The sequence below is a fragment of the Streptomyces albofaciens JCM 4342 genome, assembly GCF_008634025.1.
GTDB lineage: Bacteria > Actinomycetota > Actinomycetes > Streptomycetales > Streptomycetaceae > Streptomyces > Streptomyces albofaciens.
This window is the reverse complement of record NZ_PDCM01000002.1, coordinates 1,395,145-1,419,603: the sequence shown is the minus strand read 5'-3', so window position 1 is coordinate 1,419,603 and position 24,459 is coordinate 1,395,145. Positions and strand designations below refer to the sequence as shown.

Below are 24,459 nucleotides of genomic sequence, written 5' to 3'. Positions count from 1 at the left end.
GGGCCGTTGGGCTCAGTCCGTGACCTTGCTGCGGTTCTCGTACACCAGGTCCCGGTACTCGGGATGCCGCTCCATCCAGCCCGCGACGAACGGGCACACGGCCAGCACCCGCAGTCCGTCCGCCCGCGCGGTGTCCAGCGCGTGCCGGGTCAGCGCCGAACCGACGCCGTTGCCCTCGTACACCGGATCCACCTCGGTGTGGACGAGGGCGAGCAGCCCCTCGGCGCGCAGATAGGCGGCCACCCCCGCCACTTCGCCGCCGAGCCGGGCCTCGAAGCGGTGGGCGGCGCGGTCGTCGGTCACCGTCACCGGGGCCGGCGCGTTCATCGGTGCACTTCCTGCCGGTCCATCAGGGCCTCCTGTACGTCGCCCGCGAGCGTTCCGCACCCCCTGTGCAGCACAGTAGGAGGGCCGGGCGGAGCGCGCGAGGCGAGAGTTCGGGCAGCCGTTGCCTGGTGTCTCTGGACGGGGCGTCCGGGCTGGGCTAGCTTCCAGCCTCATGAGGGCCAAGGGGAAGCCGGGACTGCCAGGACAGCCGGGACGGACGAGACGTAAGCGCACGCTGTGGGCGGTGGCCTGTGCCGTGGCGCTCGGTGCCGCGAGCACCGCTCCCGTGGCGGCACAGCCGCAGCGCACCGCGGCACGCGCGGCGGCCGCCGCGCAGACCGCCGCGCGACCGGCCGCGGTCGCGGCGCTGCGCGGCGGCTGGGACCTGAAGGACAGCGACAGCGACGCCCGCTTCCGGGGCCTGGCCGCCGTCAGCCGCCACACCGCCTGGGTCGCCGGCACCGGCGGCACCGTGCTGCGCACCCGCGACGGCGGCGACCACTGGCGTGACGTGTCCCCGCCGGGCGCGGGGAAGCTGGACTTCCGCGACATCGAGGCGTTCGACGCGCGGCGCGCCGTGGTCCTGGCGGCCGGCGAGGGCGAGGCCTCCCGGGTCTTCCGCACCGACGACGGCGGCGCCACCTGGACCGAGAGCTTCCGCAACACCGATCCGCGCGCCTTCTACGACTGCATGACGTTCTTCGACAGCAGCCACGGCATCGCGCTCGCCGACCCGGTCGACGGGGCCTACCGCATCCTGTCCACCGTCGACGGCGGCCGGAACTGGCGGGTGCTGCCCACCCGCGGCATGCCCCCGGCCCAGCCGGGCGAGGCGTCGTTCGCGGCCAGTGGCCAGTGCCTGGTCAGCTCCGGGGACCACGACGCGTGGTTCGCCACCGGCGGCGCGGCCCGCAGCCGGGTGCTGTACTCGCCCGACCGCGGGCGCAGCTGGACCGTGTCGCAGACGCCGGTCCCGGCCGGCGACCCGGCGCGCGGGGTCTTCGGGCTGGCCTTCCGCGACCGTACGCACGGCCTCGCGGTCGGCGGCGACCACCGCACCGGCAAGCCCTCGCCCATGGCCGCCGCGGTGAGCGCGGACGGCGGCGCGTCCTGGCAGGCGTCCGTCCGGCCCCCGAAGCGCTACCGGTCCGGCGTGACCTGGTTCCCCCGCTCCACACGGGCCGCCCTCGCGGTCGGTCCGACGGGCAGCGACGTCACGTTCGACGGCGGCCGCAGGTGGTACGCCTTCGACGACGGCTCGTACGACACCGTCGACTGCGCGCCGGACGCCGGCTGCTGGGCGGCGGGGGAGGACGGGCGCATCGCGCGGCTGGAGCCGTGACCCCGGCTACCGCCGGGAGGCGCCCCCGGCCGCCCGCGCGGACACGGCCAGGACGTGCGGCGCCGCCAGATAGCGCGCGAACAGGGACGCGCTGCCGTCGGCGGCGGTGCGCGGCGACTGCCAGGCGATGTCGGTGAAGCCGGCCTCCGCCAGCGCCCGTCCGTGCGCCTCGCGGGACCAGTAGTAGGCGGTCACCTGGAAGCTCTCCCCGTCGGCACGGGCGTGCAGGCCGACGGGGTCGCCGTCGCGCAGGTGCGGGTCCGCCACGGTGAGGTCGAAGCCGTAGGGCCGGTAGTAGTGGGGGACCGTCGCGAAGTCCGGGTTGAGCGTGGCGGCCACGAAACGGCCGCCCGGGGCCAGGGTGGCGCGGGCGGCCGCGCACAGCCGGGTGAGCGCGGCCGGAGTGGCCGCGTACGACAGCGCGTAGACGGCCACGGTCAGGTCGAACGCCCCGGCCAGCGCGTCCGTCGTCGCTGCGTCGTGCACCAGGTAGCGCACGCCGAGGGGCTCCACCTCCTCGCGGTGCCGGGCGTGCGCGACCAGCCCGGGGGAGCGGTCGACGCCGAGCACGCCGGCCGCGCCGTTGCGGGCGAAGAAGCGGGCGTAGAGCCCGGAACCGCAGCCGAGGTCCAGGACCCGGAGCCCTTCGACGCCGCCCGCCGCGGCGAGGACGGAGGGCATCTCGATGTGCCGTCTGACGGGCAGTTCGTCGATGCTGCGCTCGTGCAGAGCGGCCAGACCGTCGAATTGGGAAGTCATACGCTGCCTCGGAGAGCGGGTCGCCGGACGAGGGGGGCCGGTGGGCGACGGGGCGGGCGGTGGGCGGACGCTGCGGGCCGCGCCCCGGCGGGCCCCTGGCCGGGCCCGGATGCCGCGGCTGACGCTCTCCCGCGGGGCACGGCGTGCGCTCGGACACTGCGGCGTTCCTCCCTCGACCCGTACGCGACCGGCGCCGCCCCGGTGTGCGCCGGGCCGCGGTCACCTGCGGAGCCGTGCGCGCGACGCATCATCCCGCAGCCCGAGCGCCTCGCCCGGCAGGCGCCGGGCGAACGGCCCCGCGCCACCCCGGCGGACCGCCCGCCACCCCGTATACCTCCCCGCACCCGGCCACCGGGAACGCGGCGTCGCCCGTACGGCGTATGGCGGCGATCTTGCAAACGCCCTTGGCGAACCGGACCCGGACGTGGGGCGTGGTGGACGGCGGAGTCGGCCACTCCGTGCTCAGCTTCCCCTGCGGGCAGGTGACGCTGGGGCTCCCAGCCGATGGCGAGGGCGTCTCGGTCGAACGCGTTGCCCTTGCGGGACCGACGGATGCGTTTGCGCCGGACCGGGCCGACCAGGGTGACGTCGTGACCGCGGGCGACCTGGTCCCGGAGGGCTACGGAGGTGTAGCCGCCGTCGACCAGGCGCTCGGAGGGCAGAAGACCCCGGCGCTTGAGGCGGTGTACAGCGAGTCGGACACCTGCTGGAAGCCGCCCGGTTACGCCGTGCCGAGCACCGGCTCGTTGAAGCTGCACTCGCCCGTGCCGGAAGCGCGGTCGGATGTCAGCCGCTGGCGGTCCGGCCCGTCGTCCGCCACGTCACCACCTCGCAGCACAGGCACCGCGCATACTGCCGATCGCCCTTGTCGCAACCGGGTGAGAAGCGATGCACTGGTGCTGCCCGGTCACCGCACCTGCCGGAGCCCGCCCGGACGGCGACGCGGCGGAATCCGGCTGCCCGCAGAGGAGGTCCGATGGCATTCACCCGTACCCCGGCGCCTTGTCGTCCGGAGCCGGCCGAGGGGGTTCGGTGAACGCCGCCTCGACGGTCGCCCAGCGGCTCGACCTGGCCGTCGTCCGCTCACAGGTCGGGGCGGTCCTGGACGAGTTCCTCACGGCCAAGGCCCGTACCGCCGCCGCACATCATTTGCCCGGCGAAGTCACCCAGCTGCTCCACGACTTCCTGCGCGCGGGCGGCAAGCGGCTGCGCCCGCTGCTGTGCGTCACCGGCTGGCACGCAGCGGCCGGCCGCCGCCCCACCCCCTCGGCCGTGCTCCGGACCGCCGCCGCTCTGGAGATGTTCCATGCCTTCGCCCTGATCCACGACGACATCATGGACAGCTCAGCCACCCGCCGCGGCCGGCCCACCGTCCACCGTGCCCTGGCCCGCCGGCACGCCCCGGGCCGCACCCCGCAGGCCGCCGACCGGACCGGCACGGGCGCCGGCATCCTGATCGGCGACGTCGCCCTGGCCTGGTCCGATGAGCTGCTGCACACCGCCGGGCTGACCGCCGGACAGCTCACCGCCGCCCTGCCGCTGATCGACGCCATGCGCACCGAGGTGATGTACGGCCAGTACCTCGACCTGACCGCAACCGGTCGCCCCACCGACGACATGGCCCTGGCACTGGCCATCGTCCGCTACAAGACCGCGAAGTACACCGTCGAGCGGCCCCTGCACATCGGTGCCTCGCTGGCCGGCGCCGGTACCGTGCTGCGCGACAGGCTCAGCGAGTTCGCGCTCCCGCTCGGCGAGGCGTTCCAGCTGCGCGACGACCTTCTCGGCGTCTTCGGCGATCCCGCCGTCACCGGCAAACCGTCGGTGGACGACCTGCGCGAGGGCAAGCACACCGCCCTTCTCGCCCTCGCCCTGCGCCGTGCCGCGCCCGCCCATCGGCACACCCTGCGCTCCTTGATCGGCAACCCGTGCCTGACAGCCGAGGACGCCGGCCGCATCCGGCATCTGATCGCCTGCTCCGGCGCACCGGACGAGATCGAGCGGATGATCGGTGAACGCTGTGCGCAGGCCGGCCGTGCTCTGGACCGCGCCGCCCTTTCCCCCACGGCACACCAAGCCCTACGCGAACTCGCCCGCACTGTCACCACGAGGACTGCATGAACACTCCTGGAAAGACAGACAGGACAGACGCGCCGGACGTCCCCGGGCCCGCTCCGAACCGTGCACAGCAGATACCGGCGCAGCTGACCGGCAGCGGACAGGTCACCGCCTCCGTCTACGAGACCGCACGCGTCGTCTCCCTGATGCCGGAGCTGGAGGGGCATGCCGAGCGGATCACCTATCTGCTGGAGACCCAGCAGCCAGAGGGGCACTGGGGTCCGCGCCACGCCGGGTACGCACTCGTGCCGACGCTCAGCGCGACCGAAGCGCTGCTCACCGTCCGGCAACACCGCCCCGGTGATACCCGGATCATGGCGGCGGCGCGCGCGGCACTCCGCCGGCTCGCCCGTCTCACCGTCGGCGAACTGCCCGATCTGCCGGCTGCCGACCTCATCGTCGGCGCACTCGTCCCGCGCATCGAGCGGCAGCTGGACGATCAGGACGCGGTCGGGCCGGAACTCCGCCGCCTTCCCGCCCATCTGCACGACCTGATCCACCGCGGCGGGAACAGGCTGGCCACCCTGACCGCCCAACTGGCCAACGGTGCACAGTTGGAAGGCAAGCTGCTCCATGCCGCCGAGACCCTGGGTGAAGCGCTACGACCGGACCGGGTCCAGCCGTCGGCGGAGGGCAGCATCGGGGCGTCCCCCGCGGCCACGGCAGCCTGGCTGGCCGCCGGCGGCTCCGGCTCCGGCGGGGCCGCCGCCCGCCACTACCTGGACCGGATCGTCCAGGAGAACGGCGCCGCGCTGCCCTGTGCCTTTCCCGTCACCGTTCTCGAACGCGCCTGGGCACTCAACTGGCTGTTACAGGCAGGCGTCGCGGTGTCCGTCACCGAAGACGTGCGCCGCAGCCTGCGCAGTGCGCTGGGGCGCGAGGGCGCCGCGACCTCACCCGGGCTCCCCGCCGACGCCGACACCACCAGCATGGTCCTCGCCACCCTCACTCTGCTCGGAGAGCCCCGCGCCCCCGCTCCCCTGCTGCCTTACGAGCTGAGCACCCATTTCTGTACCTGGCCGGGCGAGCAGGGCCGGTCCGTCACCACCAATGCCCATGTGCTCGAAGCCCTTGGCCTGTACGTCCGCGCGCGTCCCGCGGAGACCCGGCGCCATGCGGCGGCGATCCGCAAAGTCTCCAGCTGGCTGGGCGATCAGCAGCGAGCCTGCGGTAGCTGGGAAGACCGCTGGCATGCCTCCCCCTACTACGCCACCTTCTGCGCCACGACCGCCCTGCACCGTTTCGGCGGTCCCGGGACCGGCAAGACGGCGGCGAAGGCGATGCGGTGGCTGCTGGACACCCAGCACGGCGACGGCTCCTGGGGAATCTGGGGCGGCACCCAGGAGGAAACCGCCTATGCGGTGCTGGTGCTCACCGGGCTTCCGGACGCGGAGGGCCCCGGCCATCGGGAAGCGGTCCGCCGGGCACAGACGTACCTCGCTCAGCCCGCCCACCACGGCGAGCACCCGCCGCTGTGGCACGACAAGGACCTGTACGCCCCGACGGTCGTCGTCGAGGCCGCTCTGCTCGCTGCCCGGCACACGCTGCGCCGCTTCGCGCACACCGGGGAGCGCTGACACGGATGCTGATCAATCCCGACGCGTCAGTGCCCTTCCCGGAGGTCGCGCGGCTGGCGCGGTTGTCGGCACGACCGGCGCGGCAACCGCAGCCGGTGCTGCGCACCGCACAGGCCGTCCACCGAGACCTGACCGTATGGGCGAGAGACTTCCCCGCGGTCGCCCACGGGCGGGGCGGCAGCATCATGCGCTGGATGCCGCTGTCCGCCGCCGTCTCCTACGACGGCGCCCCGTACGCGACGGCCCTTGAATTCGCCCGGCATTCGGCCGCGTACGCCGCGTACGACGATGTCATGGACGAAGAGGCAACCGAACGCAACAGCTTGGACGCACTCCGGTCGCTCACCGAAGAATGGTTGCTGTTTCTCCGGGATCCCCACCTCGCCGTCCCCGCGCTGCACACTTCCGACCCCTTCACCCGGCAAGCGTTTACGGCACTGGCCGACAGCGCGCGCCGCATCTCGGGCGGGCCCGGCTCATTTCCGTACCACGCAGTATGGCTGGAACTGTGGGAGAAGCTCTGCGACGGAATGCTGCGGGAGGCGTCCTGGCAGCGTGGTGCGGAACGGAAACCCAGCTTCGACCAGTACATGAATGCCGGCTGTCACACCGTCGGTTTCCCCGCCATCCATTGGGTGGCGGCCATGGCCCACGCGCCGCCCGGTATCAGCGATGCCGACACGTCCGCGCTGGTCTCCCTGCTGATACGCGCCGGTTACTGCGTACGGATCGCGAACGATCTCAGCTCCGAAGAGCGCGATCACAGCGGGCATGAAGTCAACGCGGTACCGCTCATGGCGGAGAAGTACTCCTGCCCGTCCTCACTCGCTCGGCGTGCGCTGCGACAACTCCTCCGCCGGGAAATGGGCCGCCTGTTCGACGAGGCGAGAACCGTCTCTCCGGCGATCGCGAACCCGTACGGGTGGGCAATCCGGGCGGCCGTGTTCGCCTCGCAGTGGTACCTCGACCGGCGCGAAGCGGAACTCACGCGTGAAGACCTCGCGTTCCTCGGCGGTTTCCCGGGCGAGGACTGAAAACAGACACGGCAGGAGGAGCGCATGAACGCCAACCGGTACCGGTTCATCACACGGACGATCCCCTTCCTCGACGACCACACCACCCGGGGGCCCGGCCCTCTCGCGCTGCGGTCAGGGGCGGCTCCTCACCTGCTGGTATGGCACCCGGAGCACCTTGCCGGGCTCTTCGGTGCCGACCGTGACATGGCCATTGCCGGCAGCAGTACCATCGACCCCATCGTCGGCACCGCTTCCCTTTTGCTCACCACCGGAGCACGCCACCACGCCTATCGCACGGTCATCGGGGAACAATTGCGCGGCCGGAAACTCGTCGCTCGCCGGCCCGTCCTGTCCGCCCCTATCGAACGTGCCGTAGCAGCCCTCGTCCCCGGGCACAGCTTCGACCCATCGGCATGGAGCCGGCAGCTGACCCTGCGCATCATCGGTGACATCGTTCTGGGAAAGGCGGACGACAGCCTGCTGGCGGATTTCGCGGCATGGATTCACGGAGCCCTGGGCGCCCCCTTCAGGACGTTTGCCTATCGCTATCTCCGCCTTCCGCCGCCAATAGGAGGCCCATGGCGCGACTTCCTCCGGCAACGCGCGGCTCTCGACCCCGCACTCGTTGCCGCAGGCCGTGCCGCCACAGCAGAATCCGGAACTCCGCCTCTCGCCCGGACCCTCATCGAAGCACAGCCGGTCCTGGGCGCCCTGGACGACACCGAGCTGCGCGACCAACTCGTCTCCCTGCTCTTCCCCGGACATGAGACCACGGCCTCCGCGGTCGCCTGGGCCCTGTTCCGGCTGGCAGTACACGACCGGCTCCGGCGCGATCTCCTCGATGAACTGGCGGCCACGGATGCCGACGGCTCCGACGCCAAGCGCACACCGCTGCTCCACGCGGCCTGCCTGGAAACCCTGCGTCTCACGCCGCCGACACTCATCGGGGAGAACCGCGTCCTCACACAGACGCAGGTGCTGGACGGCGCCACATGGCCACCGGGCACCCGGCTGACGCCCTGCATCTATATCGCCCACCGTCATCCGGATACCTATCGGCGGCCGCGGGAATTCGTCCCGGAAAGGTTCCTCGGCCGCCGCCGGCCCGGCAGTGTCTATCTGCCGTTCGGCGGCGGCACCCGCCGCTGTCCGGGCGCGGACCTGGCGCTGATGGAAATGCGGATGATCCTCGCCGCAGTGCTCCGGAGCGTCGGGTTGTCCTGCCCTGACCCGCTCCGCGCCACCCCGCAGACGCGAGGCGCAGCCATGGGGCCGCATCGGTCGCTCCGCCTGACCGCGACCCGCCTCCGCCCGTGAGCCTCACCTGTACGGCGGCGCGTCCACCGCCAGCACCCGGCGTCCGCCGTCGGACCGGGGCAGCGGCAGTCCGGCCGGCAGTCTGCGCAGCCGCTCGCCGTCGGTGAGCACGAACAGCTCATCGCACCGCCTGGTCAGGCACGTGAAGAAGGCAGGCGCCCCGGAACCGGGACACCAGCGCGTATTCCTCCCGCCGGGGACCGGACAAGAAATCACGCATCACGCGGCACACGATCGCGCGAAAACCACCCCGGCCACCGCGGAGCACGGCAATCCTGCCCCAAGTGCGGAACCCGTTCGAGGCGGTGGCACCCTGGACGGCATGACGATCAACCGAAAGGTCCATGCCGCGTAAACGGCCAGGACGCATCCGGGCCGACCTCCCGGGCCGGCGCCGGTCACAGGACACCACCACGGCCGTAGCCGGCCTCTCCTCGCGAGCACTGGCTGAGATAGGCCGCCTTGAGCGCACCCGGAACTATCTGGAACCGGGTGACATCGGCAAGGCTGTACGCCTGTGGAAGGACTACGTCCACCGCCCGAAGCGAGAGCTGTGGCACGACTTCGACCAGCTCTGGCACGACGACACGTGGTGCGACCTTCACTGGTACTGCTGTGGGAACCCGCTCGAAGCCCGAGAACTCCTCGACATCACGCTGCGAGCCCTGCCCCACCGCGGGGCCCGAGAACTTCGAAAGGTCATCAGCAGGCTCGACGCCAGCTGGACTTTGCCCCCACTGCCGCCAGTGACGGACGAGAGATGAAGAACAAGTCTCGGGCCCGCCCCCGCCGCCCGTCAGTCCAGCAGGCTGCCGAGCCGCCCCTCCAGGAGCACCAGCAACTCGCTCAGGCCCTGCGACAGTTCGGCCTGCCGCCGGGCGTCGATGCCCTCCAGCAGGCCGGCCTCGTAGCGCAGTTGCTCGGGCAGCAGCCGGTCGATGACCGCGCGGCCCGCGTCGGTGAGCGAGAGGTGCGAGACCCGCCGGTCCCGCTCGTCGGGGCGCCGCGCGAGCAGTCCGCGCGACTCCAGCTGCCGTACCCGCTTGGTGACCGCCGCCCCGGACGCGAAGGTCTCGCGCGCGATCCTGCCCGGTGTCAGCTCGCGGTCCATCCGCCGCAGCGTCCCGAGGATGTCGAACTCCGGGCGGGTCAGGCCCTCCCGCCGCAGTGGCGCGTCGGCCGCCTGCTGCAACAGCGCGGAACAGCGGTTGAGCCGCCCGATCACCGCCATCGGGCCGGTGTCCAGTCCCGGATGGACCTGCTGCCACTGGCGCAGCACCCCCGCGACGATGTCCTCGGTCACGCGCGCACCCCTTCTTCCCGGGCTCTCCCGGCCCCCGTCGGCATCCTGTGTCGCGCCCGGCGGGCCACGGGCTGCCGTCCGGGCCCCGCGCCGCACCGCGCCCGGCCATTGTGCCCGGCGCCGGGCGCGGGAGCGGGCCGGGGCGGTACGGGCGGCGCCGGTGCGGCCCGGGACGCGGCCGCCGGGGGCGCGCCAGGTCCGGCGGGCACGCGTTACGCGGCCAGGGCCGGGGCGGACAGCCGGTGTACGAGCCGGGCCAGCGTGCGGTGTCCCCGCTGCTCGGCCAGGGCGACGCGCTCCTCGGGGACGGCGCGCTGCCACCACTCGCCGGCCGACACCTCCACCGCCTCCCGCAGCTCCATCAGGCTCGCGGCGAGCCGGTCCCGCGCCCGGCCGGTCTCGCGCGCGTCGTCCGGTACGCCCTCCGCGGCCGGCCCGCCGTCGCCGTCCAGCAGCCGGGTGGCCGCCGCCTCGGCCGCGGCCACCCGGTCGAGCGCGGCCTCGACGCGGTCCGCCGCGCGGCGGTTGGTGACCAGGACGCAGCAGGCCAGGCCCACGGCGGCGCCCACCACGGTGTCGATCCAGCGGTCGGTGACCAGCGTCCGGGCGGGCAGCGGGCGCGCGAACTCGGTCAGCAGCAGCGCCATCGGGGTGACCCAGACCGAGCCCAGCCAGTAGTTGCGGGTGATGCTCGCCTCGGCGCAGAACTGGAAGGTGAGCGCCAGCAGGATCATCGCGAGATGGCCGGTGTGGATCACCGGCAGCAGCGCGGTGAAGAGCAGCAGGCCGAGCAGGTTGCCGAGGGTGCGCTGGAAGGCCCGCTGCCACGAGAGGGTGGTGTTGGCCTGGAAGATGGAGGCCGCGGTGACCACGGCCCAGTACGGATGGCCGACGCCGACCGCCATCGAGGCCCAGCCGGCCAGCGCGCAGCCCGCGGCGACCCGCGCGCCGACGGGCAGCAGCGGTGAGCCGGGCGCGAGGCGGCGCAGCACGGCGGCGAAGCCGCGCGGGCCGCCGGGAGCGCGGTGGCGGGACGCGCCTGCTGTCTGTTCGTGCTCCGCGGTGATGCCCGCCAGCTCGCCGGCCTGCGCGCCGGTGAGCGTGATCTCCGGCAGCGAACCGCCCCGGCGCAGGCCACGGGCCCACGCCGCGTACCGCTCGGCCTCCGCCGGATCGGCCGCCGGGGCCGCGAGGGCCGACTCGGCCCGTACGAGCAGCCGCTCCAGCCCCGCGCGGGCGGCGGCCGCGGCCGGTGTGCGGCCCGGCACCTGGAACAGCGTCTGCCAGGCTGCGTTCACGGCGGCCGCGGTGGCGTGCCGGGCGCGGTCGGGGCCGCCGGGGGCGTCCGCCGGGGCGGGGCCGGAGCGCAGCAGCCCGGCGGCGGCCTCCAGCGCCCGCGCCGTCGCGATCCGCTCCGGGCCGCGCGGCCGGACCAGCGCGGGTGCCATGCACACCAGCCAGGCGAGCCCGCCCGCGCCGAGCGCCAGCGCCAGGTGGAAGGGCACCTGCCCGATCCGCTGCGGCACGAAGAAGGCGGACGCCGAGATGAAGGTGAAGATGAGGTTTCCGGGCGGGCCGACGCGCGTCGCGTCGCAGACCGTCTTGTGCACGGCGGCGACCAGCGAGGCGAGCAGGACGAGCAGCGGTACCGAGGCGGTCAGGGAGGCCGCCGTCAGGGCGACGCCGAGGCTCGCGACCATGCCGAGCACCACCCACACCAGGGTGCGGGCCCGCGCGGCGTACGGCAGGCCGTGCGCGTACAGGGCGCACATCGCGCCGGCCGAGGTGTAGAGCACCAGATCCAGGCGCCCCAGCGCGAGCAGCGCGAACTCGGGGAGGCCGAGCGCGACGACGGCACTCAGCGCGGGCTTGTGCCAGATGTCCACGGGGCGGCGCAGCAGCACCGTGCTCCTGATGGGCAGCGGTCGGGCGCGGACGGCTCCGCCGCTCCCGGACGTGGCCGCCGCGCGCTTTCCCGTGGGCCTGGCATGCTTCCCCATACCAAAAGCTTAGCAGGTGTTTTACTCGTGAAATATTTGCGGTCCGGCCGGTGCGGGACCGGCGAGCACGCGGGCCCGGCACTCCGCGGGTGTGCCCCAGGCGCCCCGCAGCGCCCGCGCTCTGCGGATCCACAGGGAAAGGCCCAGCTCATCGGTGTAGCCGAGCGCCCCGTGCAGCTGAAGCGCGGCCCGCGCCGCGGTGTACGCCGCCTCGCCCGCGGCCACCTTCGCCATCGCGACGCCGATGCCTGCTCCAGTGGCCCCGTAGCCGTGGTTCGCCGTGTCCGCCTGTAATGCTCCCGCCCATTCCACCGCCGCCCCGTACACCAGCGGCTCGGCGAACTCCAGCGCCAGCAGCACGTCCGCCAGCCGGTGCTTCACCGCCTGGAACGATCCGACGGCGACGCCGAACTGGGTGCGCTGCTTCACGTACGCCACGGTGTCGTCCAGCAGTCGCCGGCCGACGCCGAGCGCCTGGGCCGCGGTGAGCAGCCGCGCGGTGTCCGCGGCCTGCGCGGCGGCGGCCCACACGGCCGGTCCGCTCGCCAGGACGGCCCCTCCGGCGCACCGGGTCAGCCGCCGCGCCGGGTCGACCGAGGGCTGGACCGGCCCGCATCCGTCGCACGCCCGCAGGGTGTCGCCGTCGACGAGGAACGTCACATCGGCGGTCGCCGCGTCCAGCGCGTACGGCCCGTGGGCCAGGTCCGCGTACGACACCATCGCGTCCCCGGCCGCGATCGCGGGCAGCCATGTGCCGGCCAGGCCGCCGTCCGCGTCGCCGAGCCGCTCCAGCAGCACCGCCGCCGCGGCGGTCTCCACGGCCGGGCCGGGTACGGCGTACCGCCCCAGCTCCACGAAGGAGAGAGTCAGTTCGACCGGCAGGAACCCCGCGCCGCCGTGCTTCTCCGGTACGGCGAGCCCGAACACCCCGGTCCCGGCGAGCCGCCGCCACACCGCGTGCCCGGGGGCGCTGTCGCCGGTGCCCCAGGCCCGTACGGCGGCCGGGACGTCCGCCGCGGCCAGCAGGCGGCCGAGCGTCCGGCCGAACTCCGCCTGCTCCGCGTCCAGCAGGAACCGCATCCCCACTCCTCTCACCGGCGCGGTCCGCTCAGCGCCGTCCCTTCGGCAGGCCCAGCAGCCGTTCGGCGATGATGTCGCGCTGGATCTCGTTCGTGCCGGCGTAGACCGGGCCGGCCAGCGCGAAGATCCAGCCGTCGGCCCAACTGCCGTGGTCCGGCGCCTCGGTGGCGGTGGCGGCCAGCTCGCCGCGCGGCCCGAGGAGGTCGAGCGCGGTCTCGTGCAGGGCGATGTCGAGTTCGGACCAGAAGACCTTGGTGAGGCTCGCCGCGGCGCCCGGGGTGCCGCCCTCGGTGAGGCGTGCGACGCCTGCGTAGGCGGCGAGCTGGTAGGCGCGTGCTCCTATGAGCGCGTCGGCGACCCGGTCGCGCAGCGCCGTGTCCGCCGGGTCGGCGGTGGCCCGCCACAGGGCGGCGAGCCGGCCGGCGGCGGCCGTGAAGCGTCCGGGGCTGCGCAGCGTCAGCCCGCGTTCGTTGCCTGCCGTGCTCATGGCGACCCGCCAGCCCTGCCCCGGCTCGCCGATCACGTCCGCGTCCGGCACGAACACGTCCTCCAGGAACAGCTCGGCGAAGGCCGGCTTGCCGTCCAGGCGCCCGATGGGCCGCACGGTCACGCCCGGCGCCGCCAGGTCGAACATCAGATACGTCAGGCCGTTGTGCGGCCGGTCCGCGCCGGGGTGGCTGCGGAACAGCCCGAAGGCGCGGTCCGCGAAGGCGGCCCGGGACGACCACGTCTTGTGCCCGCGCAGCAGCCAGCCGCCGTCGGTCCGTACGGCGGACGAGCGCAGTGCGGCGAGGTCGGAACCGGCGCCGGGTTCGGACCAGGCCTGCGCCCAGATGGTCGCGCCGCTCGCCATCGCGGGCAGAACGCGCGCCAACTGCTCCTGTGTACCGTGCTCGAAGAGGGTGGGGGCGAGCAGACTGACACCGTTCTGGGAGACCCGGCCGGGAGCGCGCGCCGCGTAGTACTCCTCCTCGAACAGCAGCCACCTGAGCAGCGAAGCGCCGCGCCCGCCGTACGCCTCCGGCCAGGTCACGGCCGACCAGCGTCCGGTGTACAGCTCGCGCTCCCACTCCCGGTGGGCGGCGAACCCCTCCGCCGTCTCCAGGGAGGGCAGCGGTTCGGCGGGCACATGGGCGGCCAGCCAGTCCCGCGCTTCCCGCCGGAACTCCGCGTCCGCCGCGGTGAGTCCGAGATCCATCGAGCGGCCTCCCTGGGGCGGCGGCGGGCTCTTCCGGGACCGTTCCCTAACAAGTGTTTGGTAGGTTAGCGTACGGCCATGACGCCCGAGAAGCCTCCGACGGCGCACCCGGCACCCCCGGCTCCCCGGGTTTCCCAGGCACCCCCGTACGTCCCCGGACACGGCCTGCTCGCCGGCCGGACGGCGGTCGTCACCGCCGCGGCGGGCACCGGCATCGGCGGCGCCACCGCCCGCCGGCTCCTGGAGGAGGGCGCGGACGTGGTGCTCTCCGACGCGCACACCCGGCGTCTGAAGGAGTCCGAGGCGGCGCTCGCCGCCGAGTTCGGCGCCGCGCGGGTCGCGGCGCTGCCCTGCGACGTCACCGACGAGGCCCAGGTCACCGCCCTCTTCGACGGCGTCGAGCGACGGCACGGACGGCTGGACGTGGTCGTCAACAACGCCGGACTCGGCGGCAACGCCGACCTGGTGGAGATGACCGACGCGCAGTGGACCGCCGTCCTCGACGTCACCCTCAACGGGACCTTCCGCTGCACCCGGGCCGCGCTGCGGCGGATGCGCGCGGGCGGCCGGGGCGGCGTCATCGTCAACAACGCCTCCGTCGTCGGCTGGCGGGCCCAGCGCGGCCAGGCGCACTACGCCGCCGCCAAGGCCGGGGTGATGGCGCTGACCCGCTGCGCCGCCGTCGAGGCCGCCGCCCACGGCGTCCGGGTCAACGCCGTCTCGCCCAGCCTGGCCACCCACCCGCACCTGGCGAAGGTCGCCGACGAGGAACTGCTGAGCGAGCTGACCGCCCGGGAGGCGTTCGGGCGCTCCGCCGAGCCGTGGGAGGTCGCCAACGTCATCGTCTTCCTGGCCAGCGACTACGCCTCGTACATGACCGGCGAGACGGTCGCGGTCAGCAGCCAGCGCGCGTGACCGGGGAGGGACAATGAGCCGGTGCCCACCGCGAAGAAGAACGAGAAGCCGGCCGCCGCGACCCCGCCGTCGCCCGCCCGCCGGCGAGAACTGCTCGCCACCGCCGCCGAGGTGTTCGCCGCCCACGGCTACGACGCGACGACCGTACGCCGCATCGCGGACGAGGCCGGGCTGCTCGCGGGCAGCCTCTACTACCACTTCGACTCCAAGGAATCGATGCTGGACGAGATCCTCAGCAGCTTCCTGGACGAGCTGTGGGCCGGCTACGACGCGGTGCTCGCGGCCGGACTCGGCCCCCGGGAGACCATCGAGGCCCTGGTCACCGAGTCGTTCCGGGAGATCGACCGGCACCGCGCCGCCGTCGCCATCTACCAGAAGGAGTCCCGGCAGCTCGCCGGGAAGCCGCGCTTCGGCTATCTCGCCGACTCCCGGCAGAAGTTCGAGAAGGCGTGGCTCGGCACCCTGGAACGCGGCGTCGCCGACGGTGTCTTCCGCCCCGACCTCGACGTCCGCCTGACCTACCGGTTCGTCCGCGACACCGTCTGGGTCGCCGCGAGCTGGTACCGGCCGGGCGGGCACCACGGCCCGGAGGAGATCGCCCGCCAGTACCTGTCGATGGTGCTGGACGGCATCGCCGTGCGGGACTGACCGAACGGCGCCTCCGGGCGGCACCGCGCACGCTCCGCACGCCCCGACGACCGAGGAGCCCGCATGGCCGAGGCCTACATCATCGACGCGCTGCGCACCCCCGTCGGCAAGCGCGGCGGCGCACTCGCCGCCGCGCACCCGGCCGACCTCGGCGCCCACGTGCTCAAAGCGCTGATGGCGCGCACGGGCGTGGACCCGGCCGCCGTGGACGACGTGGTCTTCGGCTGCCTGGACGCCGTCGGCCCGCAGGCCGGTGACATCGCCCGGACCAGCTGGCTGGCGGCCGGGCTGCCCGAGGAGGTGCCGGGCGTCACCGTGGACCGGCAGTGCGGCTCCTCCCAGCAGGCCGTCCACTTCGCGGCGCAGGGCGTGCTCTCCGGCACCCAGGACCTGGTGGTCGCGGGCGGCACCCAGAACATGTCGATGGTCCCCATCGCGTTCGCCAGCCGCCGGGCCGCCGAACCGCTCGGCCTGACCGAGGGCCCGTACGCGGGCAGCGCGGGCTGGCGCGCCCGCTACGGCGACCGGCCCGTCGACCAGTTCCACGGCGCCGAGCTGATCGCCGAGCAGTGGGGCCTGTCCCGCACGGACATGGAGGAGTACGCGCTGCGCTCGCACCGGCGGGCCGTGCGCGCCCTCGACGAGGGGCGTTTCACCCGCGAGGTGGTCCCGTACGGAGAGGTGGCGGCCGACGAGGGGCCGCGGCGCGACACGTCCGCAGCGAAGATGGCGGCCCTGCCGCCCGTGGTGCCCGGCGGGCGGCTCACCGCCGCCGTCTCCTCCCAGGTCTCGGACGGCGCGGCGGCCCTGCTGCTGGCGAGCGAACGGGCCGTACGGGACCACGGTCTGACGCCGCGCGCCCGCGTCCACCACCTGTCCGTGCGCGGCGAGGACCCCATCCGGATGCTGACCGCGCCGATCCCGGCCACCGCGCACGCCCTGAAGAAGACCGGGCTGCGCCTCGACGCCATCGACCTCGTGGAGATCAACGAGGCGTTCGCGCCGGTCGTGCTGGCCTGGCTCAAGGAGACCGGCGCCGACCCCGCCCGGGTCAACGTCAACGGCGGCGCCATCGCGCTCGGGCACCCGCTCGGCGCGACCGGGTGCCGGCTCATGGCGACGCTGCTGCACGAGCTGGAGCGCACCGGCGGGCGCTACGGCCTCCAGACGATGTGCGAGGGCGGCGGACAGGCCAATGTGACGGTGCTCGAACGGCTGTGAACCCGGACCGGGGCGGGGCCCCGGTCCGGCGGTGTCTCCGCGTCAGCAGGCTCGGTTCTTCACATACAGGGCGCGCGGCCCCCGGTCCGTGCCGTACCGGACGTCCTTCGTCCGGGCCTTGGCGAGACGGCCGTTCACGGCGGGCCGGGCCGGTACGACGATCGTGTAGCAGGCCGGGCGCTGCTTGCAGAGGTTCTTCAGCCGGACGAACCGCTGGTGGTCCTTGGTGAAGTACTTCATCACCTTGGCGCACTGCGGCGCCCGTGGGGCCGCGGCGGCCTGCGACGCCGTGGCCAGGCCGAGCGTCGTGCTGAGCGCCGTCACCGCGACGGCCGTGGCGAGGAACTTGCGCATCTGATCTCCCCCGATGGAAACCTGCGCCCGCGGCGGCACCACGGGCACCCTTTCTCGTCGGTCCCCACCGTAGTCCGCCGGAGTCCCGTTCGATATTCGGGGCGTGTGTTCGAGCCGGGTGGCGGGGCGGCGGCCCGTGCGGTGCGGGCTCGGCGGCGGTCCGTACCGTGCGGCTCCCAGGGGGCCCGTACGGTACGGGTTCCGGGGAGCCCGTACGGTACGGGTTCCGGCGGCGGCCCGCTCAGGCCGGGTGGCCCGCCTCCAGCCGGTCCAGCGTCGCCGCCGCCTCGGCCATGACGCGGCCGACCAGTTCCGCACAGGACGGCAGGTCGTCGATGAGCCCCGCCACCTGGCCGGACGCCAGCACCCCGGCGTCCGTACGGCCCTCCACCAGCCCCGCCCGCAGCATCATCGGCGTGTTCGCGGCCAGCAGCACCTGGCTCCAGGTCAGCTCCGCGCCGCGCTTCATGGCCAGCCCGTCGCGCACCATACGGGCCCAGCCCGTGCCCGCCTGTTTCCGGAACGCCGCCGCGTGCCGCACGGCGCGCAGCAGGGCCGCCGGACGCCCGGACCGTTCGAGGGCGGTGACCAGGTCCGTGCGCAGCATCCGGTGCGGCAGCCCGTCCACCTTCCGCGTCACCGTCACGTCCCGGACCGAGGCGGCCAGATAGCGTGCCTTGACCGCGGCCGGGACGGTGCTGTCGGAGGTGAGCAGGAAGCGCGTGCCCATGGCCACGCCCGCCGCGCCGAAGGCCAGGGCGGCCACCAGCCCGCGCCCGTCGTGGAAGCCGCCGGCCGCCACGACCGGGATGTCCACCGCGTCCACGACCTGCGGCAGCAGCACGGTGGTGGCCACCTCACCGGTGTGCCCGCCACCCTCGGCCCCCTGGACGACCACCGCGTCCGCGCCCCACGCGGCGACCTTCTCCGCGTGCCGCCGCGCCCCCACCGTGGGGATGACGACCACGCCCGCGTCCTTCAGCCGGGCGATCAGCTCCCGCGAGGGCGCCAGGGCGAACGAGGCCACCCGTACGCCCTCCTCGATGATGATCCGCACCCGCTCCGCGGCGTCCCCGGCGTCCGCCCGCAGATTGACGCCGAACGGCCGGTCCGTACGGGCCGCCACCTCGCGCACCGCGGCCCGCAGCCGCTCCGCGGACATGGTGGCCGAGGCCAGGATGCCGAGCGCCCCGGCCTCGGCGGTGGCGGAGACCAGGCGCGGCCCGGCGACCCAGCCCATGCCGGGCTGCACGATCGGGTGCCGGACGCCGGTCAGCTCGGTGAGCGCGGTGGTCAGGGTCCGCACGGCGGCACCTCCCGGTCGCGCATTCCGCCGGGATCGAGCACCTCGCGGATCAGCCGCAGCTCGGCGGCGTCCGGCGCGCGGGTTGCGGGCACCCCGCCGTCCGGCGTCCTGGCGTCCGGCATCGCCCCGTCCGGCATGCGCAGCGCGAACCCGGTGGCCTCCCGTACGTCCGCCAGCCGCACGCCGGGGTGCAGCGACCGGATCCGCATCGTGCGGTCCGGCGTGGCGAAGTCGAAGACCCCGAGGTCGCTCACGACCTCCCGGACATCGTGGTAGCGGGTGGCGGACGGCCCGGCCGCCGCGGCCCGGTCGTACCCCACGCCGCACACCATGTCGACGCGCTCGACGAAGGTTCGGGGCGAGTGCCTGGGTACCCAGTAGCTGGTCGGGTGGTTGAGCGTGTTGACGGGCGCGCCGCGCACCCCGAGCAGCTGCCGCGACGGGCGCGCCCAGTCCCCGATGCAGGAGATGTTCTGGTTGCCGTACCGGTCGATCTGGCTCGCGCCCATCATGACGTGCCGGCGGCCCGTGGCGACCAGCGCCAGGTGACGGCGGTAGGGGAGCCAGCCCTCCGCCACCGGCGCCCCGTCCCCGGGCTCCGGCACGTCGCCGACGAGCAGCGCCTCGCCGTCCGTCAGCAGCAGGCCGGGGGAGAAGGTGAGCTTCGCGAGCCGGGCGCCGAGGGCGGGGACGGTGCCCATGGGGGAGGCGAGTACCTCGCCCGCGCCGCGCCAGACGTCGGCGCAGGCCGCCACGCAGTACTCGGCGCGGGTGACGGTCATGGGCCCGGCCTCGGCTGTCATGGGCGCTCCCCGGCGGTCTTCTCGACGGTCCCTCCGGTGGGCTTCCCCGTGGTCTCCTCGGCGGTCTCCTCGCTGAAGGCGGCGACCGCGGCGTGGTAGTCGTCCTCGTCGCCCGACAGGAAGCGCCCGGCGAACGCGGCCCAGGCGTCCGGGTCCGCCGCCGCCCGTACGTACGCCCGCTGGAACGCCTCGTCCCGCCCGTAGTCCGGCGCGCACGAGGTGAAGTGCGCGCCGCGCGGCGCCTCGACGACACCGCTGACGAACATCCGGCTGACCAGCAGCGTCCGCGGGCACCCCGCCCGGCCCAGCTCCGCGCCGGACACGATCCGCTCGCACGAGACGTATGCCGCGTCCGCCGCCTCGCAGAAGAGGTCGTCGAAGTACGGATCGGGGCCCAGGTACTGCCCGTTGCCCCGCGCGTCCGCCCGGTTGAGGTGCACCAGCGCCGCGTCCAGCCGCAGCGCGGGGACGGCGGCCAGCTCCTCACCGTCCGCGTACGGCGAGGTCACCGTACGGATGTGGGGGTTGACCCGCAGCACGTCGGACCCCGGCCCGGCCCGTACCGGCAGGAAGGGCAGCCGCTGGCCGGCCGCTGTCAGCCCCCACATGAACATCGCCTCGTCCAGCTCGGTCAGCGCGAAGGCGCCACGCTCGCGTGCCGCGCGGAAGTGCGGCTCCAGCGGGATCGAGTCCAGGGTGACGAAGGGCACGACCAGCCGGCGGATCTTCCCGGCGGCGGCCAGCAGCCCCACGTCCGGGCCGCCGCAGGAGACGATGGTCAGGTCCGTCAGCGGGGACCGCAGCAGGGCCCGTACGAGCGCCATCGGCTTCCGGCGCGAGCCCCAGCCGCCGATGCCGATCGTCATACCGCTCGCCAGGCGGGCCGCGACATCGTCGGCCGTCATGGTTTTGTCGGTCAACTCGGCTCCTCTGTAGGGGAGGTGGCGCCCGGCGCGCCGGTGTGTTCCGCCGGGTGCGGCGTCCCGTTCCCGAACGCGTCCCGGTGCCGGTCGGCCACTCCGCTGAGGTTGGCCTCGAAGGTGAAGCCCTGCTCGAAGCGGTAACTGCGGTGCACGTCGACGGGGTCGATGCCGTTGATGGCGGCCTTGGCCAGCCGCAGCAGGTACCCGTCCTTGGCGGCGATCTCCCCGGCCAGCGCGAGCGCCGCCGCCAGCAGCGCTTCGCGCGGCACCACCTCCCACACTGCGCCGTGCCGGTGGAGTTCGGCGGCGGTCACGGTGCGCGAGGTGTAGTAGAGGGTGCGCATCAGGTGCGGCGGGACGAGCCGAGCGAGGTGGGTGGCCGCGCCGAGCGCGCCGCGGTCCAGCTCCGGCAGGCCGAACGTCGCGTCCTCGCTCGCCACGATCGCGTCCGCGTTGCCGACCAGCCCGACCCCGCCGCCCAGGCAGTGGCCCTGCACGGCGGCGACGACCGGCACCTCGCAGTCGTACACGGCGCCGAACGCCGCGTGGCACCCGCGGTTGACGCCGAGCAGCGCGCCGTACCCCGGCGTCCGCCGCAACTCCTTGATGTCCACCCCCGCGTTGAACCCGCGCCCGGCGGCGGCGAGCAGCACGCAGCGGGTGCCGGGGTCGCGGCCGGCCGCCCGTACCGCGTCGGCGAGGTCGAACCACCCCTGTACGGGCAGGGCGTTGACCGGCGGCCGGTCGACGGTGACGAGCGCGATGCCGTCCTCGGGGCGGGACAGCGTGACGGCGGTGGAGACACCCATGGGCGGATCAGCTACCTTTCCACCAAACGTTTGTTAGGTGCCGGGTGCCTGAGAAGGTAGCAGCGCGGCGCCCGCAACGGGAGGGCGGAGGTGGCCTTTTGGCGATCGGCATCGACCTGTCGGGGCGCGTCGCGGTCGTCACCGGCGGCACCCGGGGCGTCGGCGCCGGCATCGGCAGAGCCCTGCTGGCGGCGGGCGCCACGGTGGTCGCCGCCGCGCGCCGCCCGCCGGAACGGCCGGTCGCCGGGACGGACGGGCGCACCGCCGCCTTCGAACCGGTGGACGTGCGCGACCCGGACGCGGTCACCGCCTGCTTCACCCGCGTACGGGACCGGTACGGCAGCCTCGACATCCTCGTCAACAACGCGGGCGGCACCCCCTACCGGCTCCTCGCCGACTCCACGCCGCAACAGGCCGCCCGGGTCGTCGAGCTGAACCTCATCGCGCCACTGACCACGTCCCTCGCCGCCCGCGCCGTCATGGCGGACCAGCGGACCGGCGGTTCCATCATCATGATCGGCAGCGTCAGCGGCACCCGCCCCTCACCCGGCACCGCCGCCTACGGCGCCGCCAAGGCCGGCCTGGAAAACCTCGCCCGCACCCTGGCCGTCGAATGGGCACCGCACATCCGCGTCAACACGCTCGTCGTCGGCATGGTGCACACCGAACGCTCCCACCTGCACTACGGCGACGCGGCGGGCGTCGCCGCCGTCGGCCGCACCGTCCCGCTCGGCCGGCTCGCGACCCCCGACGAGGTCGGCGAGGTCTGCGCCTTCCTGGCGGGCGACCGGTGCGGCTACGTGACCGGCGCCAGCCTCGCCGTCCACGGCGGGGGCGAGCGTCCGGCGTTCCTGGAGGCCGCGGCCGGCGCACCGGGCGGGCCGCCGCCCACCTCCCGTACGCCCGTGACCACCGACCGGCCCGCCACCACCGACCAGGAGGACGCAGATGACTGAGAGCGCGCGGAAGGAAGCGGCCGGCGCGGGGCTGTGCGCCGGGCGGGTGGTCGTCGTCACCGGGGCCGGCCGGGGCCTCGGGCGCGCCCACGCGCTGGCGTTCGCGGCCGAGGGCGCGCGGGTCGTCGTCAACGACCTGGGCGTACGGCCGGACGGCAGCCCGGCGGCGGAGACGGGCGGACCCGCCGGGGAGGTCGCCGAGGAGATCCGTGCCGCGGGCGGCGAGGCGGTCGCCCACGGCGGGGACGTCGCCACGCCCGAGGGCGCCGCCTCCCTCGTCGCCACCGCCCTCGGCACGTACGGGCGCCTGGACACCCTGGTCAACAACGCGGGCTTCGTCCGCGACCGGATGCTGGTGAACCTCACCGAGGACGAGTGGGACGCCGTCCTGCGCGTCCACCTCAAGGGCCACTTCCTGCCGCTCCGGCACGCGGCCGCACACTGGCGCGCGGAGGCGAAGGCGGGCCGCCCGCCGCGGGGGCGGGTGGTCAACACCAGCTCCGGAGCGGGCCTCGCGGGCAGCGTGGGCCAGGCGAACTACTCCGCCGCCAAGGCCGGCGTCCTCGGCCTCACCCTCGTGGCCGCCGCCGAACTGGCCCGGTACGGGGTCCAGGTCAACGCCATCGCCCCGGCCGCCCGTACGCGGATGACCGAGCGGACCTTCGCCGGGACGATGGCCGCGCCGACGGACGGCACCTTCGACGCGATGGCCCCCGAGAACGTCTCCCCGCTCGTCGTCTGGCTCGGCTCCGCCGCCTCCGAAGGCGTCACCGGCCGCGTCTTCGCCGCCGAAGGCGGCCGGATCACGGTCATGGAGGGCTGGCGCCCCGGCCCCACCGCCGACAAGGGGGCGCGCCGGACTCCGGCCGAGGCGGGGGAGACGGCGCGGAAGCTGCTGGCTGATGCGGGGGTGCCGGAGAGGGTTTACGGCTCGGGGTGAGGGGGCGTCAGGGGGCGGGGTGCGGGCGCGCCGAGGTGGTGTCAGGAAGGACGGGGTGCGGGTGTGCCGAGGCGGGTCAGGGGGGACGGGGTGCGGGTGTGCCGAGGCGGCGTGCGGGGCGTACGGAGCCCGCGGGTATGTTGGCGCGGCCAGCACCGACCGAGGAGCACAGCATGCCGTCCCGTACCTATCTCGTGACCGGATCGGCCTCCGGCATAGGCGAGGCCACCACCGCACGCCTCCGCGCGCAGGGCCACACCGTGATCGGAGCCGACCTCGGGGACGCCGACATCGACGCGGACCTCGCCACCGCCGAAGGCCGTACGGAACTGGCCGTACGGGCCCGGGAACTGACCGGCGGACGCCTGGACGCCGTGATCGCCTGCGCCGGTACCGCGGCCTTCGACCCGCTGACCGTCAAGGTCAACCACTTCGGCGCGGTGGCCACCCTGGAAGGGCTGCGCCCGCTGCTCGCCGCCGGCACCGACCCGCGCGCGGCCGTGGTCTCCTCGGTCGCCTCGGTGCACCCGTACGACAGCGCCATCGTCGACGCCGCGCTGGCCGGTGACGAGCCGGCGGCGGTCGCCGCGGCACAGGCGGCCGTCGACCGCGGCGAGGGCCATCTCGTCTACGGTTCGTCCAAGGCCGCCATCGCGCGCTGGATCCGCCGTACCGCGCCGACCGGCGAGTGGGCGGGCACCGGCATCCCGCTCAACGCCGTGGCCCCCGGGACCGTCGTCACGCCGATGACCGCGCCCATGCTCGCCGACCCGGACACCCGCCGGCAGGTGGACGCCGCCGTGCCGATGCCGCTGCACGGCCACGCCCGCCCGGAACAGGCCGCGGCGCTCCTGACCTGGCTGACCTCACCCGAGAACACGCACGTCACCGGGCAGGTCGTCTTCCTCGACGGCGGCGCGGACGCGGTGCTGCGCGGGGACCGCACCTGGTGAGGGGACGGGGCGTCACCCGTCAGCCCCACCGTCCCGTGTGCCCTTCTTGCCGCCCGCCCGCTTCACGAGAAAGACGGGGCGCATCGACGGGAGGAACGTCCTGCCGCGGCTCTTGCGGGGAGCGGCGGGTAGGCCGGAGGCGTGGTGAACTCCCTCGGCGGCGACGAGAGCGTACGCGCGGGAGAGGGTTTTCAGCGCCTTGCTGGACCGTCCTTTCCGCTTCCCCTTGCCGAGGGCGGTGGCCTCGCCGGCGATCGCCCTGAGGAGTTTTTCGCGGGCGACGGTCGCTGCGGACATCGGGACGGCGGTCGGTTCCTTCTTGGCCATGAGGGTTCCTTTTCGTGTCAGGTCTGTGAGCCCGGTGAGCCCGGTGAGGAGGGCCGGACTGCCGTCGGGGCAGCGTCGGCACCCGCGGCAACGGGAAAGGGGCAGGCGGGACGGCTCCGCACCGCCGAAAAGCGGGGGCGGGTCCGCGGAGACATACCGATGTACCGATGTGTGGCGGACGCGGCGCACGGAGAATCCGCCGGACACGGTCTCGTCGGCATTGACCGGCCCATGGCCCGGACGCGCTGCCCATCCCCCGGATTTCGC

General features: G+C 74.3%; 23 protein-coding genes. 11 read left to right on the top strand and 12 right to left on the bottom strand.

The genetic code is table 11. The features are described 5' to 3' along the window. Positions 1 to 12 precede the first annotated feature (12 nt). Positions 13 to 327 carry a GNAT family N-acetyltransferase gene (locus CP973_RS26570; protein WP_150246246.1) on the bottom strand — a complete coding sequence of 105 codons (315 nt, stop codon included), beginning with the start codon at positions 325 to 327 and terminating at the stop codon, positions 13 to 15. 172 nt (positions 328 to 499) lie between these two features. Between CP973_RS26570 and CP973_RS26565 the strand changes: the two genes are divergently transcribed. Beyond that, positions 500 to 1,669 carry an oxidoreductase gene (locus CP973_RS26565; RefSeq protein WP_425282022.1) on the top strand — a complete coding sequence of 390 codons (1,170 nt, stop codon included), beginning with the start codon at positions 500 to 502 and terminating at the stop codon, positions 1,667 to 1,669. Positions 1,670 to 1,675: 6 nt separating this feature from the next. Here CP973_RS26565 and CP973_RS26560 read toward each other — a convergent pair whose 3' ends face one another. Further along, entirely contained in the window at positions 1,676 to 2,428 is a 753-nt protein-coding gene (locus CP973_RS26560) for a class I SAM-dependent methyltransferase (RefSeq protein WP_150246242.1), read from the bottom strand. A 1,032-nt stretch (positions 2,429 to 3,460) separates the two neighbouring features. On the opposite strand from CP973_RS26560, the gene CP973_RS26550 reads away from it, so the two are divergent. The 4 genes from CP973_RS26550 to CP973_RS26535 are packed head-to-tail and all read left to right on the top strand — an operon-like array spanning position 3,461 to position 8,456. Further along, on the top strand, positions 3,461 to 4,549 hold the full coding sequence (locus CP973_RS26550) for a polyprenyl synthetase family protein (RefSeq protein WP_244410026.1): 1,089 nt from the start codon (positions 3,461 to 3,463) through the stop codon (positions 4,547 to 4,549). Then, complete coding sequence (locus CP973_RS26545; RefSeq protein WP_150246236.1) at positions 4,546 to 6,123, top strand: prenyltransferase/squalene oxidase repeat-containing protein; 1,578 nt, start codon at positions 4,546 to 4,548, stop codon at positions 6,121 to 6,123. Before CP973_RS26550 ends, CP973_RS26545 begins: the two co-directional genes overlap by 4 nt. A gap of 5 nt (positions 6,124 to 6,128) precedes the next feature. Then, positions 6,129 to 7,157 (top strand): terpene synthase family protein, encoded by a 1,029-nt coding sequence (locus CP973_RS26540; protein WP_150246232.1) that lies wholly within the window; start codon positions 6,129 to 6,131, stop codon positions 7,155 to 7,157. Between the two features lie 24 nt (positions 7,158 to 7,181). After that, complete coding sequence (locus CP973_RS26535) at positions 7,182 to 8,456, top strand: cytochrome P450 (RefSeq protein ID WP_150246229.1); 1,275 nt, start codon at positions 7,182 to 7,184, stop codon at positions 8,454 to 8,456. Positions 8,457 to 9,252: 796 nt separating this feature from the next. Here CP973_RS26535 and CP973_RS26520 read toward each other — a convergent pair. The 4 genes from CP973_RS26520 to CP973_RS26505 form a co-directional block, all read right to left on the bottom strand. After that, positions 9,253 to 9,759: a MarR family winged helix-turn-helix transcriptional regulator gene (locus CP973_RS26520; protein ID WP_030370280.1), complete on the bottom strand. Its 507-nt coding sequence runs from the start codon at positions 9,757 to 9,759 to the stop codon at positions 9,253 to 9,255. 212 nt (positions 9,760 to 9,971) lie between these two features. Continuing rightward, positions 9,972 to 11,759, bottom strand: a complete 1,788-nt coding sequence (locus tag CP973_RS26515; RefSeq protein WP_150246223.1) for an FUSC family protein — start codon at positions 11,757 to 11,759, stop codon at positions 9,972 to 9,974. 21 nt (positions 11,760 to 11,780) lie between these two features. Then, positions 11,781 to 12,839: an acyl-CoA dehydrogenase family protein gene (locus CP973_RS26510; RefSeq protein WP_150246220.1), complete on the bottom strand. Its 1,059-nt coding sequence runs from the start codon at positions 12,837 to 12,839 to the stop codon at positions 11,781 to 11,783. Positions 12,840 to 12,867: 28 nt separating this feature from the next. Beyond that, positions 12,868 to 14,037, bottom strand: a complete 1,170-nt coding sequence (locus CP973_RS26505; protein WP_150246217.1) for an acyl-CoA dehydrogenase family protein — start codon at positions 14,035 to 14,037, stop codon at positions 12,868 to 12,870. Between the two features lie 78 nt (positions 14,038 to 14,115). On the opposite strand from CP973_RS26505, the gene CP973_RS26500 reads away from it, so the two are divergent. From CP973_RS26500 to CP973_RS26490, 3 genes are all read left to right on the top strand, one after another. After that, on the top strand, positions 14,116 to 14,952 hold the full coding sequence (locus CP973_RS26500; RefSeq protein ID WP_150246213.1) for an SDR family oxidoreductase: 837 nt from the start codon (positions 14,116 to 14,118) through the stop codon (positions 14,950 to 14,952). 21 nt (positions 14,953 to 14,973) lie between these two features. Continuing rightward, complete coding sequence (locus tag CP973_RS26495) at positions 14,974 to 15,600, top strand: TetR/AcrR family transcriptional regulator (RefSeq protein ID WP_150246210.1); 627 nt, start codon at positions 14,974 to 14,976, stop codon at positions 15,598 to 15,600. 63 nt (positions 15,601 to 15,663) lie between these two features. Then, complete coding sequence (locus CP973_RS26490) at positions 15,664 to 16,821, top strand: acetyl-CoA C-acetyltransferase (protein WP_150246206.1); 1,158 nt, start codon at positions 15,664 to 15,666, stop codon at positions 16,819 to 16,821. Between the two features lie 42 nt (positions 16,822 to 16,863). Here CP973_RS26490 and CP973_RS26485 read toward each other — a convergent pair whose 3' ends face one another. The 5 genes from CP973_RS26485 to CP973_RS26465 all read right to left on the bottom strand — a co-directional run bounded on the left by CP973_RS26485 (position 16,864) and on the right by CP973_RS26465 (position 21,016). Continuing rightward, positions 16,864 to 17,175: a hypothetical protein gene (locus CP973_RS26485; RefSeq protein ID WP_150246204.1), complete on the bottom strand. Its 312-nt coding sequence runs from the start codon at positions 17,173 to 17,175 to the stop codon at positions 16,864 to 16,866. A gap of 241 nt (positions 17,176 to 17,416) precedes the next feature. Beyond that, the gene (locus tag CP973_RS26480) at positions 17,417 to 18,472 is read right to left on the bottom strand and encodes an NAD(P)H-dependent flavin oxidoreductase (protein WP_150250286.1); all 1,056 of its coding nucleotides are present in this window, start codon (positions 18,470 to 18,472) and stop codon (positions 17,417 to 17,419) included. Next, positions 18,469 to 19,284 (bottom strand): CoA-transferase subunit beta, encoded by an 816-nt coding sequence (locus CP973_RS26475; RefSeq protein ID WP_150246201.1) that lies wholly within the window; start codon positions 19,282 to 19,284, stop codon positions 18,469 to 18,471. Before CP973_RS26475 ends, CP973_RS26480 begins: the two co-directional genes overlap by 4 nt. Continuing rightward, a complete protein-coding gene (locus CP973_RS26470; protein ID WP_425282021.1) occupies positions 19,281 to 20,204 on the bottom strand; it encodes a CoA transferase subunit A in 924 nt (307 codons plus the stop codon). Before CP973_RS26470 ends, CP973_RS26475 begins: the two co-directional genes overlap by 4 nt. Next, positions 20,201 to 21,016, bottom strand: a complete 816-nt coding sequence (locus CP973_RS26465) for an enoyl-CoA hydratase family protein (RefSeq protein WP_150246198.1) — start codon at positions 21,014 to 21,016, stop codon at positions 20,201 to 20,203. The genes CP973_RS26470 and CP973_RS26465 overlap by 4 nt, the downstream gene beginning before the upstream one ends. A gap of 98 nt (positions 21,017 to 21,114) precedes the next feature. Here CP973_RS26465 and CP973_RS26460 point away from each other — a divergent pair, with 98 nt between their 5' ends. From CP973_RS26460 to CP973_RS26450, 3 genes are all read left to right on the top strand, one after another. Then, positions 21,115 to 21,972 carry an SDR family oxidoreductase gene (locus tag CP973_RS26460; RefSeq protein WP_150246195.1) on the top strand — a complete coding sequence of 286 codons (858 nt, stop codon included), beginning with the start codon at positions 21,115 to 21,117 and terminating at the stop codon, positions 21,970 to 21,972. Beyond that, positions 21,965 to 22,912: an SDR family oxidoreductase gene (locus CP973_RS26455; RefSeq protein WP_150246193.1), complete on the top strand. Its 948-nt coding sequence runs from the start codon at positions 21,965 to 21,967 to the stop codon at positions 22,910 to 22,912. Before CP973_RS26460 ends, CP973_RS26455 begins: the two co-directional genes overlap by 8 nt. Before the next feature lie 173 nt (positions 22,913 to 23,085). Beyond that, a complete protein-coding gene (locus tag CP973_RS26450; protein WP_150246190.1) occupies positions 23,086 to 23,865 on the top strand; it encodes an SDR family oxidoreductase in 780 nt (259 codons plus the stop codon). A 12-nt stretch (positions 23,866 to 23,877) separates the two neighbouring features. Here CP973_RS26450 and CP973_RS26445 read toward each other — a convergent pair whose 3' ends face one another. Beyond that, positions 23,878 to 24,192 carry a hypothetical protein gene (locus CP973_RS26445; protein WP_150246187.1) on the bottom strand — a complete coding sequence of 105 codons (315 nt, stop codon included), beginning with the start codon at positions 24,190 to 24,192 and terminating at the stop codon, positions 23,878 to 23,880. Positions 24,193 to 24,459: the final 267 nt, after the last annotated feature.